Raw genomic sequence first — 17,807 nt, forward strand, 5'->3', positions numbered from 1 at the left:
CAGGTGCGCAGTTACAGTGGGAGGGCGCTTCGAGCCACGATCAAGACACGTGACGCTCAATCCTTCTTGCGATAGCCCTCGACGATTGCCGAGAAGTCCTTGCCGCCATCGCCGCGCAGGCTCATCGCCTGATACAGCTGCTGCGCCACGGCACCGAGAATCACCGGCTGATGCGCCTGTCGCGCAGCTTCAGTGGCCAACCCCAGATCCTTGAGCATCAGCTCGGCACCAAAGCCGCCGGTATAACCGCGCGCGGCAGGCGCCGTGTCGATCACACCCGGCCATGGGTTGTAGGTATCCGAACTCCAGCAACGGCCTGTGGAACTGTTGATGATGCCGGCCAGCACCTGGGTGTCGATGCCCAGCGCATTGCCCAGCGCCATCGCCTCGGACACGCCGATCATCGAGATGCCCAGCAGCAGGTTGTTGCAGATCTTGGCGATTTGCCCGGTACCGACTTCGCCGCAATGGACGATGTTGCGGCCCATGTCCTTGAGCACCGGCTCCAGGCTGGCAAACAGTTCAGCGCTGGCGCCGACCATGAAGGTCAGGGTGCCGCCCGCTGCGCCACCGGTACCGCCGGACACCGGCGCATCGCCCATGTCGACGCCCTTGGCCGCAGCAGCCTTGGACACTTCGCGGGCGGTCTGTGGGTCGATCGTGCTGCAATCGACGGTCGGCGTACCTGGGCGAATCCCGGCCAGCACGCCGTCATCGTTGAGGTAGACGCCACGCACATGCGCTGCCGCCGGCAGCATGGTGATGACCAGCTCGCTGTTGGCCGCAGCGTCCTTGGGTGAGGCGCTGATCTGCCCGCCAAGCTCGGCAAGTTCGGCCAGTACGCTCTGGTTGAGGTCGAACAGGTTGAGCTGATGCCCAGCCTTGATCAGGTTGCGGGCCATGGGCGCGCCCATGTTGCCCAGACCAATGAATGCAATACGCATGGAGCCTCCTTAGCGCAGGCTGATGGTGGTGTTGACGCCGTCGTTGACGCTGTCGTCATCGAACCAACGGGCCGTGACCGTCTTGGTCTGAGTGTAGAACTGCACCACCTGCTTGCCATACGGGCCGAGGTCGCCGAGCTTGGAGCCGCGCGAACCGGTGAAGCTGAAGTACGGCACCGGCACCGGGATCGGGATGTTGATGCCGACCTGGCCGACGTCGATCTCGCTCTGGAACTTGCGCGCCGCAGCGCCGCTCTGGGTGAACAGGCCGGTGCCGTTGCCGAACGGGTTGCTGTTGACCAGGGCGATGGCCTCGTCGAGCGTGTCGACTTCAAGGGTAATCAGCACCGGGCCGAAGATTTCCTGGGTGTAGATCTGCATCTCGGTGGTGACCCCGGAGAACAGCGTCGGGCCGACGAAGTTGCCTTGCTCATAGCCCGGCACGCTGACGTCACGGCCATCCAGCTCCAGCTTGGCGCCCTCGGCGATGCCGCTTTCGATCAAGCCCAGCACGCGCTCCTTGGCCCGTTTCGAGACCACCGGGCCAACATCCGTGCCTGGCTCGCAACCGGCGTTGACCTTGAGCTGGCTGGCGGCAGCCTTGATGTCCGGCAGCCACTCGCGGGCCTTGCCGACCAGCACCGCCACCGAGGTGGCCATGCAGCGTTGCCCGGCGGCACCAAAGGCAGCGCCGACCAGGGCGTTGATGGTTTGCGTGCGGTTGGCGTCAGGCAGCACCACCGCGTGGTTCTTGGCCCCCATCATCGACTGCACGCGCTTGCCGTGCTGGCTGCCGAGGTTGTAGACGTGGGTACCGACCTCGGTCGAACCGACGAACGAGATTGCCTTGATGTCCTTGTGCGTGCAGATCGCATCTACCACCTGCTTACCGCCGTGGACCACGTTGAGTACACCGGCCGGCACCCCGGCCTGCAGCGCAAGCTCGACAAGCATCAGGGTCGACAGCGGGTCCTGTTCGGACGGTTTGAGGACGAAGGTGTTACCGCAGACGATGGCCATCGGGAACATCCACAGCGGGATCATCGCCGGGAAGTTGAACGGGGTGATCCCGGCGCAGACGCCGATCGGCTGACGCAGCGTGTAGGTGTCCACGCCGCCAGCGACGTTCTCGGCGAACTCACCCATCTGCAGGGTGCCAATCGACGCTGCGTGTTCGACCACTTCCAGGCCGCGGAAGATATCGCCCTCGGCGTCGGCAATGGTCTTGCCCTGCTCGGCGCTGAGGGTCTGGGCGATGCGTTTGCTGTGCTCGCGGATCAGCGCCTGCAATTTGAGCATGATGCGCATGCGCGCCCCGATCGGCGTGTCGCGCCAGCTGGCGAATGCACGCTGGGCGGCAGCGACGGCGGCATCGACCTCGTCGACCGTGGCAAACGGCACCCGTGCCAGCACTTGCTGGGTAGCCGGGTTGACGACATCGCGCCATTCGGTGGTTTTCGACTCGACCCATTGGCCGTCGATCAGCAGCTTGACCTGCTCAATCTGAGTCTGGGTCGGGGATTGGGGTGCGTTCATCTGCGCGTTCCTTGGAATTATTGTGGGAGACGAGATCGCCAGGCGGGGCTGGCGTCGGGGCGCTGATTTCGAGTATAGATGTGCAAACATCCAATAAGAACGCACATAAAAACCGGATCATCATGCAAAAAGACCTTACCTCCCTCAGTTCGCTGAACTGGGATGACCTGAAGTTCTTTCTTGAAGTGGCGCGCACGCGCAAGGCCAGCAGCGCGGCGAAACGGCTGAATGTCGACTACACCACGGTGTCGCGGCGGATCAGCTCGCTGGAGGCGGCGCTGGGCACGTTGCTGTTCGAAAAGTCGCGCACCAATGGCTTTGTCCTGACCAACGAAGGCCAGCGCCTGCTCGGTTACGCCGAATCAGTCGAGAGCACTCTGCACATGGCCTGTGAGCAGGTATCAGGCTCCGGCGTGGCCTTGTCCGGGCACGTGCGCATGGGCTGCACCGAAGGTTTCGGCAGTTTCTTCGTCACCCCGCAACTGAGCCACTTCGTCGACGCCTGGCCGGCGATCACCGTGGACATCCTGCCGCTACCGCACTTCATCAGCCTGTCCAAGCGCGAAGCCGACATCGTTATCGCCCTCGAGCGTCCAGAACATGGCCCCTACGTGTGCTGCAAGCTGACCGACTACCGCCTGCGCCTGTACGCCACCCAGGACTACCTCGACAACCACGCGCCGATCCGCCAGGTCAGCGACCTGGCCGAGCACCCGTTCATCAGCTACGTCGACGACCTGGCCTTCAGTTCAGAGCTGCTGTACCTGGCCAACCTGATCCCCAACGCCCACGCCCACCTGCGCAGCACCAGCGTCATTGCCCAGTACACGGCAGCGCTGCAAGGGCGGGGGTTGGCGATTCTGCCATGCTTCCTCGCTGCACAGGATCCACGGCTGGTGACAGTGTTGCCGGAGGAGATCGCGATTACCCGGCAGTTCTGGATGTACTGCCGGGAGGATTTGCGCAAGCTCAAGCGGATTACCCTGTTGTGGGATTACATCCGCGAGGTGACCGAGGCCAATGCGCCGCTGTTGCTAGGCGAATCACGCGAGATGCGCTTCGCCCAGGACTGACTCAGTTGGACGCCACCACGATCGACACCCGGCGGTTTTCCGTGCGCCCGGCGCTGGTGCGGTTGTCGGCGACTGGCTGGCTGCTGCCGAGGCCGCGACTTTGAATGTTCTGCGGTTGCATGCCGATCTCGATCAGCGCCTTGGCCACGCTCTGGGCGCGGCGTTCGGACAGTTGCTGGTTGTAGGCCGCTTTGCCCGAGGCATCGGTGTGGCCGTCAACCCGGACACGCTGGATATCGACGCTGAGCAAGGCCCGGCCAATACGCTCGACGATGGTTCGGCTCTGGCTGTTGAGGCTGTCCAGATCACTGCCGAACAGCACTTTGCCGGACAGATCGAAACTCCATCCATCATCGGTGGGGGTGAAGCCCTCGCGCTTGAGCACGGCGATCTGCTCGGCAGTCAGTCCCGGCGGTGGCACACTCTGGCAACCGCTCAAGGCCAGCAGACTCAACAACACTGCCATGCAAGGCAGGCGCAAACGTACAAACAGTTGCAACACGATCAGCTCCTTTTTTCGAAATCTGCGGCGCTACTTTCCGTATGCGCCACATGCCACTGGCCGCGGCGTGCGCGTTTGGCCTGGTACATCGCCGCATCAGCGGCATTGAGTAGACTGGCCGGGTCATGGCCATCGTCCGGGTAACACGCGATGCCAACGCTGAGTGAGGCGCTGATGCTGGTGCCATCGTTCAGGGCTACCGGCAGCTTCATGCTGGCAACGATCTTCTCGGCAATCCGTTGGGCGTCCTCGCAGGATTGCAGCGGGGTCAGCAATACCGCGAACTCATCACCGCCCAGCCGCGCGACCAGATCATGCTCGCGCAACTGCGCACGCACCCGCGCAGCAACGGTGACCAGCACCTCGTCGCCAACGGCATGGCCCTGGCTGTCGTTGATCTGCTTGAAGTGATCGCAGTCGATGAACAGCAGCGCCAGATACTCCTGGTGACGCTCGGCAGTGCGCAAGGTGCGGCTCAGGCGCCCCTCGAAGAAAGCGCGATTCGGCAACCCGGTCAGGCTGTCGTGACTGGCCAGATGGGCCAGGGTGGCGTTCTCGCTGCGCAGGTGGTTCTGCCAGTTCTCCAGTTCGTCGAGCAGGGCATTGAAGTCGTTGCCCAGTTCGTTGAGCTCGGCGATGTGGGTTTCCGGTACGCGGCGGTCGAAGCTGCGCTCGCGACGGGCGGCATGGGCGACGCTGGCAAGGTTGCGCAGGGGCCTGATGATGTCGCCGAACAGGCGCCGCGACCAGTGGCTGGCGACCCAGGCGCTGAGCAGCATGCACAAGAGGATGCCGGTCAGCCCGCTGAGCAGAAAGCGCAATACGCTGCGGCCCTGGCCGGTGACTTCAATGTGGCCGACCTGCTGTTGCTGATGGAGAATCGGCATGTGCACCGGCTCGACCAGAAAGCTGCTTGCCAGCGACCGTTCCAGCGGCGCCAGCACGCCGTCTTCGGGCCTTTGCCAGCGGGCCAGCAGCTCACCATCGCTGTTGAACACCTTGGCGTCGGCCACGCCTTCGTTGGCGGCGATCAGCGCCAGTGACTCGTTGGCGGCGGCGCTGTCGTCGAACACCACCGCGGCTTCGACTGTGTAATTGATCGAGCGCGCGATCAGGTGCAGGTTCTGGTTGGCATATACGCGCAAGGCCAGCACGCCAAGCAGGGTCACGCACAGGCCAGCCAGGCCGACCGCAAGCAGGGCCACGCCCAAATGCCCGCGGCCGAGCACAGCGCGCAGGGTCGGCCGGCGGTCGCGCCTGGCTGAGCGGATCATGGCTGCACCGCGCGGCGACGCGACAGCTGCAGCACGCTGGGGTGGATACGCACACCGCTGCGGGCTACCGAATCGAGGTTGACCTCGAAGGTTACCTGCTCGTCGCTCACGCGCAGGCAGAACAGGCTACCGACCGTGCAGGGGTCGTCTGCTTCGCTGATGCTCAGCACCGGCCGGCCGCTGAGGGCATGGAACAACCGCTCGCGCTGGCCACGGTCGAGCTTGCCGATATACACCGCATCGCAAGCACCGGCGGTTTGCGGATCGTCGGCCAGAAGGCGACGGGTCTGCAGCGGCTTGCCAGAGTTCTGCTCGGTGCCCTTGATCAAGTCATCGGCGTATTCGGTCGGGCCGATCAGGCACAGCCGCAACGGGGCCGGCTCACTGGGCCAGCGCGCGTAGCTGAAAATGCCCAACACCACCTGGGTCACGGCCTTGCCCCGCTGCTGCGCCAAGGCGGCGCTGGCAGCGGTCTCTGCCCGGCTGGGGCTGGCGTAGAGCAACAGGGCGGCGAGCAGCAGGGCAAGCGCAGCGCCCATTGCGCGCGCCCAGGTCGAGACAGCCACCATCATGTGGGAATTTTCTCAAAATCTTGTCAGATGATGCCGCAACGATAGCATATTGCCGCTGCGGCAGAACGTCAGCCTTGCTCCAACATCAGGCCGGAGATGCGCCGCACGCGGCGTTCAACCGCCTCTTCGAATACTCCCGCACGCGGCTCGATCAAGCTGAAGCAGTGCTTGGCGCGGGTGATGCCGGTATATACCAGCTCCTTGGTCAGCACCGGATTGAGCGCGTCCGGCAGCACCAGAGCGGTGTGGCTGAACTCCGAGCCCTGCGACTTGTGCACGGTCATGGCATAGACGGTTTCGACTTCATTGAGCCGGCTGGGCAACACGAAGCGCACCCCGCCACTGCCATCGTTACGCGCAAAGGCCACGCGCAACAAGGCAACGCCGCGCTCGTCGGGCAGGCGCAGGGCAATGCCGATATCGCCGTTCATCAGGCCCAGTCCATAGTCGTTGCGGGTGACCAGCACCGGCCGGCCTTCGTACCACGGCTGCTGACTGTCGATCAGACCAGCGTTGTGCAGCACGCGGGTGACGCGCTCGTTCAGACCCTGCACGCCCCACGGCCCCTTGCGTACAGCACAGAGCAGCTGGAACTCCTCGAAACTGTGCAGCACCTGGCCGGCCCACTGCTCCCAGCGCGGGTCGTCTGCTGCGGTCGCGGGCGGGGGGCGCAGGCGACCGATGTTGCGCAGGTAATGGCGGTAGCCCTGTGGGCCGTCGGTGCCGCGATCAAGGCCATCGAGCAGCAGTCTGTCGAAGCGTCGATCATGCTCGCCTTGCAGCGACAGGCCGTGCACGTCGTCGAGTTTTTGCGTCAGCAGTTCGCGCGCCGCCTGGGCTTGCTGGCGGTTGACCAGGCGGGCCAGCTGACCGATCCCGCTGCCTTCACCAAAACGCCGCGAGTGGCGCAACATCACCACCTGCTGCGCAAGTGGGTGCTGCTCGGCGTCGCCGGGGGTTAGCCCGCTGTCCTGCAGGGACTGTCCGCCGACCTGCTCCAGCCAGGCGCGGGTGGCCGCCGAATAGAAACCCTCCTCGGCGTCGCGGCACAGGTCACCGAGCACTGCACCGGCTTCGACCGAGGCCAACTGGTCCTTGTCACCCAGTAGCACCAGCCGCGCCGACGGTGGCAAGGCGTCGAGCAGCACGGCCATCATCTCCAGGTCGATCATCGATGCTTCATCGATCACCAACACATCCAGTGGCAACGGGTTGCCAGCATGGTGGCGGAAATGGCGCGAGCCCGGGCGGCTGCCGAGCAAGCGGTGCACGGTGCTGACGTCGGTTGGAATCTGCTGGCGGACCTCGGCGCTGACCTCAAGCAACTCGACCTGTTGGCCTATCGACTCGGTCAGGCGCGCAGCGGCCTTGCCGGTGGGCGCTGCCAGGCGAATCCGCAGCGGCCTGCCCTGCTCCACCGCAGGCCCTTGCAGCAGTGCCAGCAGGCGCACCACTGTTGTGGTCTTGCCGGTGCCGGGGCCGCCGGTGATGATGCTGAACGAGGCGCGGGTAGCCAAGGCGCAGGCGAGCTTCTGCCAGTCGACCTGGCCTTGCGGCGCGCCACCCTTGAACAGTTGCTCAAGCCGTTCCGGCAGCGCTGGCGCGATGACTTGATCCGCTGCCAGGCGCTGGCGCAGCGCGTTGTCGATCTGCCGCTCGTAGCTCCAGTAGCGGCGCAGGTACAGGCGCAAGCCGCTGAGGACCAGTGGTCGCGCGCTGTGCCCCGGCGTATTGCCAGTGGCCACTAGCGGGCTGGCCGCGATGCGCTCGCACCAGGTGTGCTGATCGAGCTTGGTCAGCAGTTGGGATGGCAGCAGCAATGGCCCGTCGAGGGCATCACCTTCCGGTGGCAGCGACAGGGCGAAGTCCGGCTCGGCCAGGGTCTGGGCGAGGTCCAGGCAGACATGCCCGTGACCCAACTGGTGGCTGGCCAGGGCAGCGGCGAGCAACAGCAGCGGGTCGCTGCCGGGCGCACGCTCTTCAAGAAAACCCACCAGTGCGCGGTCGAGCGCGCGCAGCCAGCCGCGCTCAACCCAGCGGTCGAGCAGGATCAGCAGGTCATGGCTGCTCTGCAGCGGCGCCAGGGCAGCCAACTGCTCGGCTTGCAGGGGGGTTGGCAACAGGTCTTCAAGGCGGCGGCTCATGGCGCGGCTCCGGCAAACAGGTCCTGCTGTGCCGGTACCGGGGCACCGCGGAACAGGGCATCGAGGGCTTCGATCAGCTCACGTGGCGGCTTGCTGAAATACACCCCGTGGCCTGCCCGGCTAGCGCCACGCAGGAAGATGAACAGCGCACCGCCGACATGGCGGTCGTAATCGTAGTCGGGCATGCGCGCGCGCAACTGGCGGTGCAGCGCGAGCAGGTAGAGCACGTACTGCAGGTCGTAGCGGTGATCGAGAATCGCCTGTTCCATGGCCAGCGCGTTGTAGCTGTGCAGGTCCGGGCCGAGCCAGTTGGATTTGTAGTCGGTCACGTAATAACGGCCGTCCAGCTCGAAGGCCAGGTCGATAAAACCTTTGAACATGCCGTTGAGCTGGCTCGGCTCGGCGGCGGCACGCGCGGCGGCGCCGTGGGTATGCCGGGTCACCAACTGATCAAGCTCGATGACATCGACCTTGTGACTGGCAAACCAGAATTCCATCTCGATCTGATACTGCTGCAGGTGCGCCAAGGTCAATTGGCGATCCTCGCCATGTAACGGCAGCGGCTCGACCAGCAGATGCTGCAGCCACTCGGTGAGGCCCGGGATCCAGCCTTTCCAGTCCCGCCGGTTGCAGCGTTGGCCGACCGTATGTTCGATGAGCTGAGGCTGCTGGCTGACTTCGGCGAAGCCCTCACGCCCGGCCCACTCGAGCAGACCGTGCAGGAAGGTGCCGGGATTGGGCCCGCGTGGGAAGCGATGAATGTCGCCGCTCTGAGCCGGGATATCACGCAACTGCTGGGCGTCGATGCGCTCGTCATCGGTCAGCTGCTGGGCCAGCGAGCTGTCACCGGCAAGGCTCTGGTCGCCCACGCGCAGGGCGCTATAGGAGGCGATCCACCAGTTCTCTGCCGCAGCCCGGCGTGGCTTGCGCGCAGCAATCAGCTCGTGACCATCTTGTGGGGGCAGGTAGCGCTGTTCGTCTGCGCCAGGCAGCTCTTCACAGACGATATCCGCACAGCTCGCTTGCAGGCTTTGCAGCCACTCGGCCAGCTGTGCCGACGAGGCCAGCGGCAGGCCGCCGCCGAGCAGATAGCCCAGGGCCGAGCGATGCAGCAGCGAGTGTTTCTGGTTACCGCGTTTGAGGTCGGCGACACCGAGCCAGCAGGCGTGCTGGGCGCGGGTCAAGGCGACGTAGAGCAAGCGCAGATCTTCGGCCAGGCGCTCATCATCGGCGCGCTCGATCTGCTCTTGGTCGGGTGTCAGGGTCAGGTGCGCGTGGCCGTTGCTGTCGTGCCAGATCAGCGGCAGGCGCTGGCCATCGACCGGCTTGCTGGTGCAGATGAACGGCAGATACACCAACGGATACTCAAGGCCCTTGGACTTGTGAATGGTCACGACCTTGACCAGTTGCTCGTCGCTTTCCAGGCGCAGGATCTGCTCTTCGCCCGCCTGCCCGGAGCCGGCCAGGTTCTCGCCCAGATGGCGGATCAAGGCTTGCTCGCCATCCAGTTCACCAGCGGCCTGCTGCAGCAGTTCGGCCAGGTGCAGCAAATTGGTCAGCACCCGCTCGCCGTCGCTACGGGCGATCAGCCGGCGCGGCAGTTCGAAGTCATGCAGCAGGCGCCGCAGCATCGGCAATACGCCCTGGCGCTGCCAGGTTTCGCGGTACTGGCGGAAGCGCATGACCCAGTCTTCCCAGACCCGCTCGTCCTGGTTCAGCCGCTCGAGTTCAAGCAGTGACTGCTCGAGGGTCGGGCTGGCCAAGGCGGTCTTGAGCAGGCGCTCGGAGTCGGGTTCGGCGCAGGCCTTGAGCCAGGCCAGCAGGTCGTGCGCCTCCTGGGCGGCGAACACCGAGTCTTTGTCCGACAGGTACACACTGCGCACATCGCGCGCTGCCAGCTCGGCGCGGACCAGCTGCGCTTCGCGACCGTCGCGCACAAGGATGGCGATATCCGAAGGCAGGCACGCCCTGAGTTTGCCATCGATTTTTCTGAATCCACTGACGCCCTGTTGACCACCGTTGAGCAGCCCGACGATATGGCTGGCGCAGCTGGCGGCCAGTTGCTGACGATAGAGAGTGCTGGACACCGGTTCGTCGCTGTCCAGCCGCCAGCAATGCAGCGCGGCGGATGGCTGGTCGTTGATCAGCAGTTGCTCGCTGCGGCCCTTGGCGTGGACCTCGATGAACGGCAAGGGATTGTCTTGCCCCTCACGGAACAGGAATGCGCCGCGGCCACTGCTACGCCCTTCTGCGGCGAGGAACAGGCGGTTGACCGCACTGACCATGGCTTTGCTGGAACGGTAGTTGGTGTCCAGGCTGTGCAGGCGCCCGGCAGTGGCGCGGCGGGCCGCCAGGTAGGTAAAGATGTCGGCACCGCGGAAAGCGTAGATCGCCTGCTTCGGGTCGCCGATCATGAACAGGCCGGTTTCGGCGTGGTTCTGGCTGATCTGGTAGATGCGCTCGAAGATGCCGTACTGGACCGGGTCGGTGTCCTGGAATTCGTCGATCAGCGCGACCGGGAACTGCTCGCGGATGAGCGCGGCCAAGCGTTCGCCGGACTCCTGATTGAGCGCGTGCTGCAGGCGCAGGAGCATGTCGTCGAAACCCATCTCGGCGCGCCGGCGCTTCTCCTGCTCGAAGCGTGCCGACACCCAACTGGCGGCATGCTCGAGCAAAGGCACTTCGGGGTTGGCTAGGCCTTGTAGCTGCTGGCGCAGGGTTTCCATGGCGCGCAGGGCCGGGTGATCGGGTGGGTCACCGTGCTTCCAGGCTTCGGCCATGCCGGCTGGAGTCAGGCGGGTGAAGCCAGTGCCCAGATCCAGTTCGAGGACCTGATCATCACCGGCCCAGGCGCGCAGTTTTTCGAACCACGGCTCGAAGTAACGCGCCTGCAGCTTGCGCCCATCAGCGTGCTTGGCCGCAACCGCCGCGTGGCAGATCTGCTGCAACTCGTCGGCCCAGACGCCCCAAGGCGCCTTGAGCTGGCACAGCTGCTGCGCGCGTTGCTCCAGAGTGGTCTCGATGAGCGCCTGCGGCTCGATATCATCGGCGCTGCTGGCGACACGGCCAAACAGCGGACGCAGGCGCGGCAACAAGGCATCGGGGCTGACCCAGTTGCCGCGTACCCAGTTCAGGGACTCGCCGCGCATGCCATAGCAGAAGCGCCGCCAGTAGTCGCGCATGACCTGGCCGAGCAGTTCGCTGTGATCGGTCTCAAGACTTTGGGTAAACAGGCTGCCGCTGTCGAAGGCGTGTTCGCGCAGCATCCGTTGGCACCATCCGTGAATGGTCGACACGGCGGCTTCGTCCATCCACTGTACGGCCACTTCCAGGCGGCTGGCGCAACGTGGCCAGAGCTCTGCCGGGTAGTCGGCACGGAGCATCTGCAGCAGCGGGTCGGCGTCGCCCAGCTCGTCACGGAAGAACCGTGCGGCTTCGGCCAGTCGCGTACGAATGCGCTCGCGCAGCTCTTTGGTGGCCGCATCGGTAAAGGTCACCACGAGGATCTGCGGCGGCAACAGCTCGCGGCCAAAGCCGTGCGCATCGCCATGGCCGAGGATCAGCCGCAGGTACAGCGCCGAGATGGTGAAGGTCTTGCCGGTACCGGCGCTGGCTTCGATCAGCTGGCTGCCATGCAGCGGGAAGCTCAAGGCCAAGGGGCGGGCCTGGGTCATGCGGCACTCTCCGGATTGCCCTGGGTTTGCCAAGGCGCGGCGAACAGGGGGCGGTACAGGGCTTCACACCAGCCTTCGAAGGTTTCATCGGCGCTGAGTGCGGCGAAGTCGCGGAACTGGCGCGCCAGGGCGAGGCTTTCGCTGCGTTCGCCAAAGCTGTTCTGGCCGTCGCCTTCGTAGGCCCGGGCGGCAGCGGCCAAGGCCTTGTCCGGGTCGTCCTGGCCGAGCCAGGCGAAGGCGGTCTTGGCCGCCACCGGCAGCGGCGCGTTCATGCCGGCCTGGCGTGCGACCAGCAGATCAGCAAGCCGCTCACTGGCCTCAGCCTGTGGCAAAGGTTCCAGCAGCAGGGTCAGGTCGCTGGCCACCAGTGCACTGTGCAGCGGGTAGCCGGCAGCGCAGGCAGCCAGGTGCATGACCCAGGTCGGAATCAGCCGATGGCGCTTGAGGTTGTTACGCCCGGCACTGATGGTGTTGGGGATGGTAGTGATGCTCAGCAGGCTTTGGTCGGCCGCCTGATACACCCGCCCAAGCCAGCCTTGCAGGCGCTCGCGGCCATGCTCGAAGTGAATCGGCAGCGCGCCTTCGACCAGGCTCGGCCAGCGTTGCAGCAGGTGTCGATGACGTTGCAGCAGATTGGGCAGGGGCTCGATCAGCTCGGCCTGGAGGATCTCGCCAAAACCGGCCAACGGCAGCAGGCCATGGCCTTGCAGGCGGCGCGCCTGGGCGTACAGGGCCGATTCGGCGTTGCCTGGGTCAGCCAGGGCGGCATCCAGCAGGCTTTCGCTGAGGCCGTAGCGCTGCAGTGCGTCGAGCACGAACGGTTCTTCGTCCGGGGTCGGTGCCTCGAGTGACTCGAAGAACACCTTCAAGCGCTGGCGGAAGAAATGCCGCACCGGGTGGCGCAGAAAGTCCTGCAGTTGGGTCAGGCTCAGCGGCTCGTCATTGACGTAGGGCGCTAGCGTGTCGTCTGCGGGCGGTGTGGCAGCCTCGGCCTGATGCAACAGTTGCCACTCATGGGCGTAACTGAACAGCGGGCTACCTTTCTGGAAGTAGCGCTGGCTGAACGGCTGCAGCGGGTGCTCCTGAGTCAGGCCGTGCAGCAGTTGCTGGCCGGCGTCTTCGCGCAGGCCTGGCTTGGCGTTGGCGGCTTGCCAACCGGCGGCCAGGTGATCGCGCAACTGGCCGATCAGGACCGAGGCCGGCCGCTCGCTGTTGTCGCGGATGCTGCGCCCTACCCAGCTGACATACAGCTGGTCGCGGGCAGACAGCAGGGCTTCGAGCAGCAGGTAGCGGTCATCCTCACGACGCGAGCGGTCGCCTGGGCGGTAGTCACTGGCCATCAGGTCGAAATCCAGCGGCTGCTGGGCTCGTGGGTAATCGCCGTCGTTCATGCCCAGCAGGCAGACCACCCGGAAGGGGATCGCTCGCATCGGCATCAGCGTGCAGAAGTTTACTGAGCCGGCGAGAAAGCGTTGCGAAAGTTTGCCTTGATCGAGACCTGACAGCCACGCCTCGCGCACTACCGTCAGTGGTAGTGGCTCGTGCAGGGCGACCGTATCGCAGGTTTGCAGCCAGGTGTCGCGTAGGTCCTGAAGCTGTACCAGAAGAAACTCGTCATGCTCGTTTTCGGCGAGGAAAAACACCTGCAGCAGTGCATTCAGGCGCTCGCCCCACTCAACTGCTGTTGCCGCTTGAGCGAGCTCGACACAGGCCACATCAAGCGCATCGAGCAACGCCACCAGCGGCCCGATCAAGGCGGCATCGAGGCCGCCGATCTCGTCGTAGGGCTCGATGCCATCGCAGCCCTCGCCTACGCCCACTGCGTAACCGAGCAGCATCCGGCGCAAGCCAAACCGCCAGCTGTTCTGCTCCAGCCCTTCGGGCAGGCCGAGGCTGGCGCGCTGGGCGGCACTCAGGCCCCAACGGATGCCGGCGCCTTCGATCCAGCGATGCAGAGTCGGCAGGTCGCTTTCCTGAATGGCGAAGCGCGCGCGCAGTGCGGGCACGTCGAGCAGATCGAGTACTTCACTAACGGCAAAGCGACTGTCGGGCAGCTTGAGTAGATGCTCAAGAGCGATCAGTAAAGGGTCACGGCCACGCTGGCCCTGATCGGTCAGGGTGAACGGGATATAGCGCGGGTCGTGGCGATCGAGCTGGCCGAACACCGCGCGGATATGCGGGGCGTAGTCATCGATGGCCGGCAGCATGACGATGATATCGCGCGGGCGCAGAGTAGGATCGGCGCTGAAGCGGGCCAGCAACTGATCGTGGAGGATCTCGACTTCACGCTGGGCGCTGTGGGCGATGTGAAACCTGACAGAGCGGTCCTTGGTCGGGTCCACCGCGGGCCAGACTTCGCGGGTTTCGGCCAATGGCCGCAACTCGAGGATGTCATCCTGCAACTGGTTGAGCAGATTGCCTGGCTGGGCCTCGCTGAACAGGTCGATGCGGCCTTCGTTGAACACGCCAAGGTAACTGGCAGGGTCGTCGTAGCTGTCGAGCAGGTTGATGTAATCACGGCCCTGTTTGCCCCAGGCAGCGAGCAACGGGTGGGCATGCTGGTGCAGGCTCTCGTCGTCCAGTTGCAGGGGCATGCCCTGCTTGCGCTGTTGGCGCTTGTACTGGTGACGGAGCAGGTCCTTGTCGGCAACGATATCGCCCCAGTGGTGACGACATGGATTGTGCACGCAAAGCAGCACCTGGCTGAAACGGGCCAACGCCGCCAAAGCCTCGAGTGCCTGCGCCGGCAGGGACGAGATACCAAAGACGATGACTCGCGCTGGCAGGCCCTTGGGCGGCTGCTCGAGGCTGTTCATACGCTCGATAAAGCGCTGGTGCACGCCGGCACGGCTCTGCTCCATACCGGCCTGGCCGACATCTTCGAGCAACGCCCGCCACAGTTCGGCCTGCCAGCAGTTGCCGGCAGCCAGTGGCTTGCGCTGGGCGCGGGCGGTGTTGAGAACATGCTTACCGGCTGCCCAATCCTGCAGCCAGTCGGCGCGGTAGACCTGATATTGGTCGAACAGGTCAGCCAGGCGCTCGGCCAGCTGGTAGCGCTTGCGCAGGTCGCTGTCGTCAGTCAGAAAGCGCCGTAGCGGCTCGAAGTGCGGGCGCTCGATCAGTGCCGGCAGCAAGCGCATCAGGCGCCAGGTAAGTGGGGCCTTGTCGAGCAGGGATACTTCAGGGATTTCGTCGCGGCCGAGCACCTTGCGGTACAGCTGCCACATGAACGTACCGGGCAATTGCACATCGATGGCGGCAGCGATGCCACAGCCGCCGCTGTCATCGTCTTGTGGGTCTTCGGCCAGGGCGAGTTTCAGCCATTGGGCGATGCCATTGCTTTGCACCAGGGCGACTTCGTTTTCCAACGGGGCCAGAGGGAAGCGGCGCATCATACTCACCACCAGGCTGCGCAGGTCGTCCAGGCGGTTGCCGTGAACAATCATGAAGCCGGGGTGCAAGCGGGTATCTGCCATTGCGCTCTCTCTGAAAGGCGTTCGTCCTGAGGAGGAACCATATCATGGCCGAGCATCGCGCTCGTGTAGGAGCGGCCTTGTGTCGCGAAAGGCCAGCATAGCTGGCCCGGCAATATCGGCTGCGAAGCTGAGATCTGGGGCCGCTACGCAGCCCTTTCGCGACACAAGGCCGCTCCTATACAAGGAACCGTGCTCGGCCGGAAAAGACAAAACCCCTACCTGCTTGCGCAGATAGGGGTTTTGCGAAATGAATCTTGACGATGACCTACTCTCACATGGGGAGACCCCACACTACCATCGGCGATGCATCGTTTCACTACTGAGTTCGGGATGGGATCAGGTGGTTCCAATGCTCTATTGTCGTCAAGAAATTCTGTAGCCAGAACGTCCAGATGAACGGCCCAGCAAATTCGGATATGTGATGTTTGTGTACGAATCTTCAGCGTTTCGTCTTCACCACCGCAATCTGCATGAGCAAATTGCTTGGGTGTTATATGGTCAAGCCTCACGGGCAATTAGTATTGGTTAGCTCAACGCCTCACAGCGCTTACACACCCAACCTATCAACGTCGTAGTCTTCGACGGCCCTTCAGGGGATTCTAGATCCCAGTGAGATCTCATCTTGAGGCAAGTTTCCCGCTTAGATGCTTTCAGCGGTTATCTCTTCCGAACATAGCTACCCGGCAATGCCACTGGCGTGACAACCGGAACACCAGAGGTTCGTCCACTCCGGTCCTCTCGTACTAGGAGCAGCCCCTCTCAAATCTCAAACGTCCACGGCAGATAGGGACCGAACTGTCTCACGACGTTCTAAACCCAGCTCGCGTACCACTTTAAATGGCGAACAGCCATACCCTTGGGACCGGCTTCAGCCCCAGGATGTGATGAGCCGACATCGAGGTGCCAAACACCGCCGTCGATATGAACTCTTGGGCGGTATCAGCCTGTTATCCCCGGAGTACCTTTTATCCGTTGAGCGATGGCCCTTCCATACAGAACCACCGGATCACTAAGACCTACTTTCGTACCTGCTCGACGTGTGGGTCTCGCAGTCAAGCGCGCTTTTGCCTTTATACTCTACGACCGATTTCCGACCGGTCTGAGCGCACCTTCGTACTCCTCCGTTACTCTTTGGGAGGAGACCGCCCCAGTCAAACTACCCACCATACACTGTCCTCGATCCGGATAACGGACCTGAGTTAGAACCTCAAAGTTGCCAGGGTGGTATTTCAAGGATGGCTCCATGAGAACTGGCGTCCCCACTTCAAAGCCTCCCACCTATCCTACACAAGCAAATTCAAAGTCCAGTGCAAAGCTATAGTAAAGGTTCACGGGGTCTTTCCGTCTAGCCGCGGATACACTGCATCTTCACAGCGATTTCAATTTCACTGAGTCTCGGGTGGAGACAGCGCCGCCATCGTTACGCCATTCGTGCAGGTCGGAACTTACCCGACAAGGAATTTCGCTACCTTAGGACCGTTATAGTTACGGCCGCCGTTTACCGGGGCTTCGATCAAGAGCTTCGCTTGCGCTAACCCCATCAATTAACCTTCCGGCACCGGGCAGGCGTCACACCCTATACGTCCACTTTCGTGTTTGCAGAGTGCTGTGTTTTTAATAAACAGTCGCAGCGGCCTGGTATCTTCGACCGGCAAAAGCTTACGGGGTAAACCCTTCACCTTCGCCGGCGCACCTTCTCCCGAAGTTACGGTGCCATTTTGCCTAGTTCCTTCACCCGAGTTCTCTCAAGCGCCTTGGTATTCTCTACCTAACCACCTGTGTCGGTTTGGGGTACGGTTCCCGATTGTCTGAAGCTTAGGAGCTTTTCTTGGAAGCATGGCATCAACCACTTCGTCGCCTAAAGGCAACTCGTCATCAGCTCTCGGCCTTGAGATCCCGGATTTGCCTAAGATCTCAGCCTACCACCTTAAACTTGGACTACCAACGCCAAGCTGGCCTAGCCTTCTCCGTCCCTCCATCGCAACAATCGGAAGTACAGGAATATTAACCTGTTTTCCATCGACTACGCTTTTCAGCCTCGCCTTAGGGACCGACTAACCCTGCGTCGATTAACGTTGCGCAGGAAACCTTGGTCTTTCGGCGTGCAAGTTTTTCACTCGCATTGTCGTTACTCATGTCAGCATTCGCACTTCTGATACCTCCAGCAAGCTTCTCAACTCACCTTCACAGGCTTACAGAACGCTCCTCTACCGCATCACCAAAAGGTGATACCCGTAGCTTCGGTGCATGGTTTGAGCCCCGTTACATCTTCCGCGCAGGCCGACTCGACTAGTGAGCTATTACGCTTTCTTTAAAGGGTGGCTGCTTCTAAGCCAACCTCCTAGCTGTCTAAGCCTTCCCACATCGTTTCCCACTTAACCATGACTTTGGGACCTTAGCTGACGGTCTGGGTTGTTTCCCTTTTCACGACGGACGTTAGCACCCGCCGTGTGTCTCCCATGCTCGGCACTTGTAGGTATTCGGAGTTTGCATCGGTTTGGTAAGTCGGGATGACCCCCTAGCCGAAACAGTGCTCTACCCCCTACAGTGATACATGAGGCGCTACCTAAATAGCTTTCGAGGAGAACCAGCTATCTCCGAGCTTGATTAGC

At 63.1% G+C, this 17,807-nt stretch carries 9 protein-coding genes and 2 rRNA genes (1 of these 11 only partly in view); 1 reads left to right on the forward strand and 10 read right to left on the reverse strand.

The features are described from left to right. Positions 1-56: 56 nt before the first annotated feature. Together mmsB and K3F44_RS15595 are read right to left on the reverse strand one after the other, a co-directional pair. Entirely contained in the window at positions 57-944 is an 888-nt protein-coding gene (gene mmsB / locus K3F44_RS15590) for a 3-hydroxyisobutyrate dehydrogenase (RefSeq protein ID WP_103438574.1), read from the reverse strand. A 9-nt stretch (positions 945-953) separates the two neighbouring features. Beyond that, the gene (locus K3F44_RS15595; protein WP_101322116.1) at positions 954-2,480 is read right to left on the reverse strand and encodes a CoA-acylating methylmalonate-semialdehyde dehydrogenase; all 1,527 of its coding nucleotides are present in this window, start codon (positions 2,478-2,480) and stop codon (positions 954-956) included. 122 nt (positions 2,481-2,602) lie between these two features. Here K3F44_RS15595 and K3F44_RS15600 point away from each other — a divergent pair, with 122 nt between their 5' ends. Beyond that, positions 2,603-3,553 (forward strand): LysR family transcriptional regulator, encoded by a 951-nt coding sequence (locus tag K3F44_RS15600; protein ID WP_101322117.1) that lies wholly within the window; start codon positions 2,603-2,605, stop codon positions 3,551-3,553. A gap of 1 nt (position 3,554) precedes the next feature. Here K3F44_RS15600 and K3F44_RS15605 read toward each other — a convergent pair whose 3' ends face one another. The 8 genes from K3F44_RS15605 to K3F44_RS15640 form a co-directional block, all read right to left on the reverse strand. After that, positions 3,555-4,019, reverse strand: coding sequence for an OmpA family protein (locus tag K3F44_RS15605; RefSeq protein WP_150570711.1), 465 nt, complete (start codon positions 4,017-4,019; stop codon positions 3,555-3,557). Between the two features lie 38 nt (positions 4,020-4,057). After that, a complete protein-coding gene (locus tag K3F44_RS15610; RefSeq protein WP_220632540.1) occupies positions 4,058-5,329 on the reverse strand; it encodes a diguanylate cyclase domain-containing protein in 1,272 nt (423 codons plus the stop codon). Continuing rightward, a complete protein-coding gene (locus tag K3F44_RS15615; RefSeq protein ID WP_259407075.1) occupies positions 5,326-5,898 on the reverse strand; it encodes a YfiR family protein in 573 nt (190 codons plus the stop codon). Before K3F44_RS15615 ends, K3F44_RS15610 begins: the two co-directional genes overlap by 4 nt. A 71-nt stretch (positions 5,899-5,969) precedes the next feature. Beyond that, positions 5,970-8,045 (reverse strand): exodeoxyribonuclease V subunit alpha, encoded by a 2,076-nt coding sequence (gene recD, locus K3F44_RS15620; RefSeq protein ID WP_220632541.1) that lies wholly within the window; start codon positions 8,043-8,045, stop codon positions 5,970-5,972. Continuing rightward, entirely contained in the window at positions 8,042-11,719 is a 3,678-nt protein-coding gene (gene recB, locus K3F44_RS15625) for an exodeoxyribonuclease V subunit beta (RefSeq protein WP_220632542.1), read from the reverse strand. Before recB ends, recD begins: the two co-directional genes overlap by 4 nt. Then, positions 11,716-15,195 carry an exodeoxyribonuclease V subunit gamma gene (recC, locus tag K3F44_RS15630; RefSeq protein ID WP_220632543.1) on the reverse strand — a complete coding sequence of 1,160 codons (3,480 nt, stop codon included), beginning with the start codon at positions 15,193-15,195 and terminating at the stop codon, positions 11,716-11,718. Before recC ends, recB begins: the two co-directional genes overlap by 4 nt. A gap of 252 nt (positions 15,196-15,447) precedes the next feature. After that, positions 15,448-15,563, reverse strand: a 5S ribosomal RNA gene (gene rrf / locus K3F44_RS15635). 126 nt (positions 15,564-15,689) lie between these two features. Then, a 23S ribosomal RNA gene (locus K3F44_RS15640) occupies positions 15,690-17,807 on the reverse strand; it runs 775 nt beyond the window's last position.

This window comes from Pseudomonas sp. S07E 245 (genome assembly GCF_019599025.1).
Taxonomy (GTDB): domain Bacteria; phylum Pseudomonadota; class Gammaproteobacteria; order Pseudomonadales; family Pseudomonadaceae; genus Aquipseudomonas; species Aquipseudomonas shirazensis.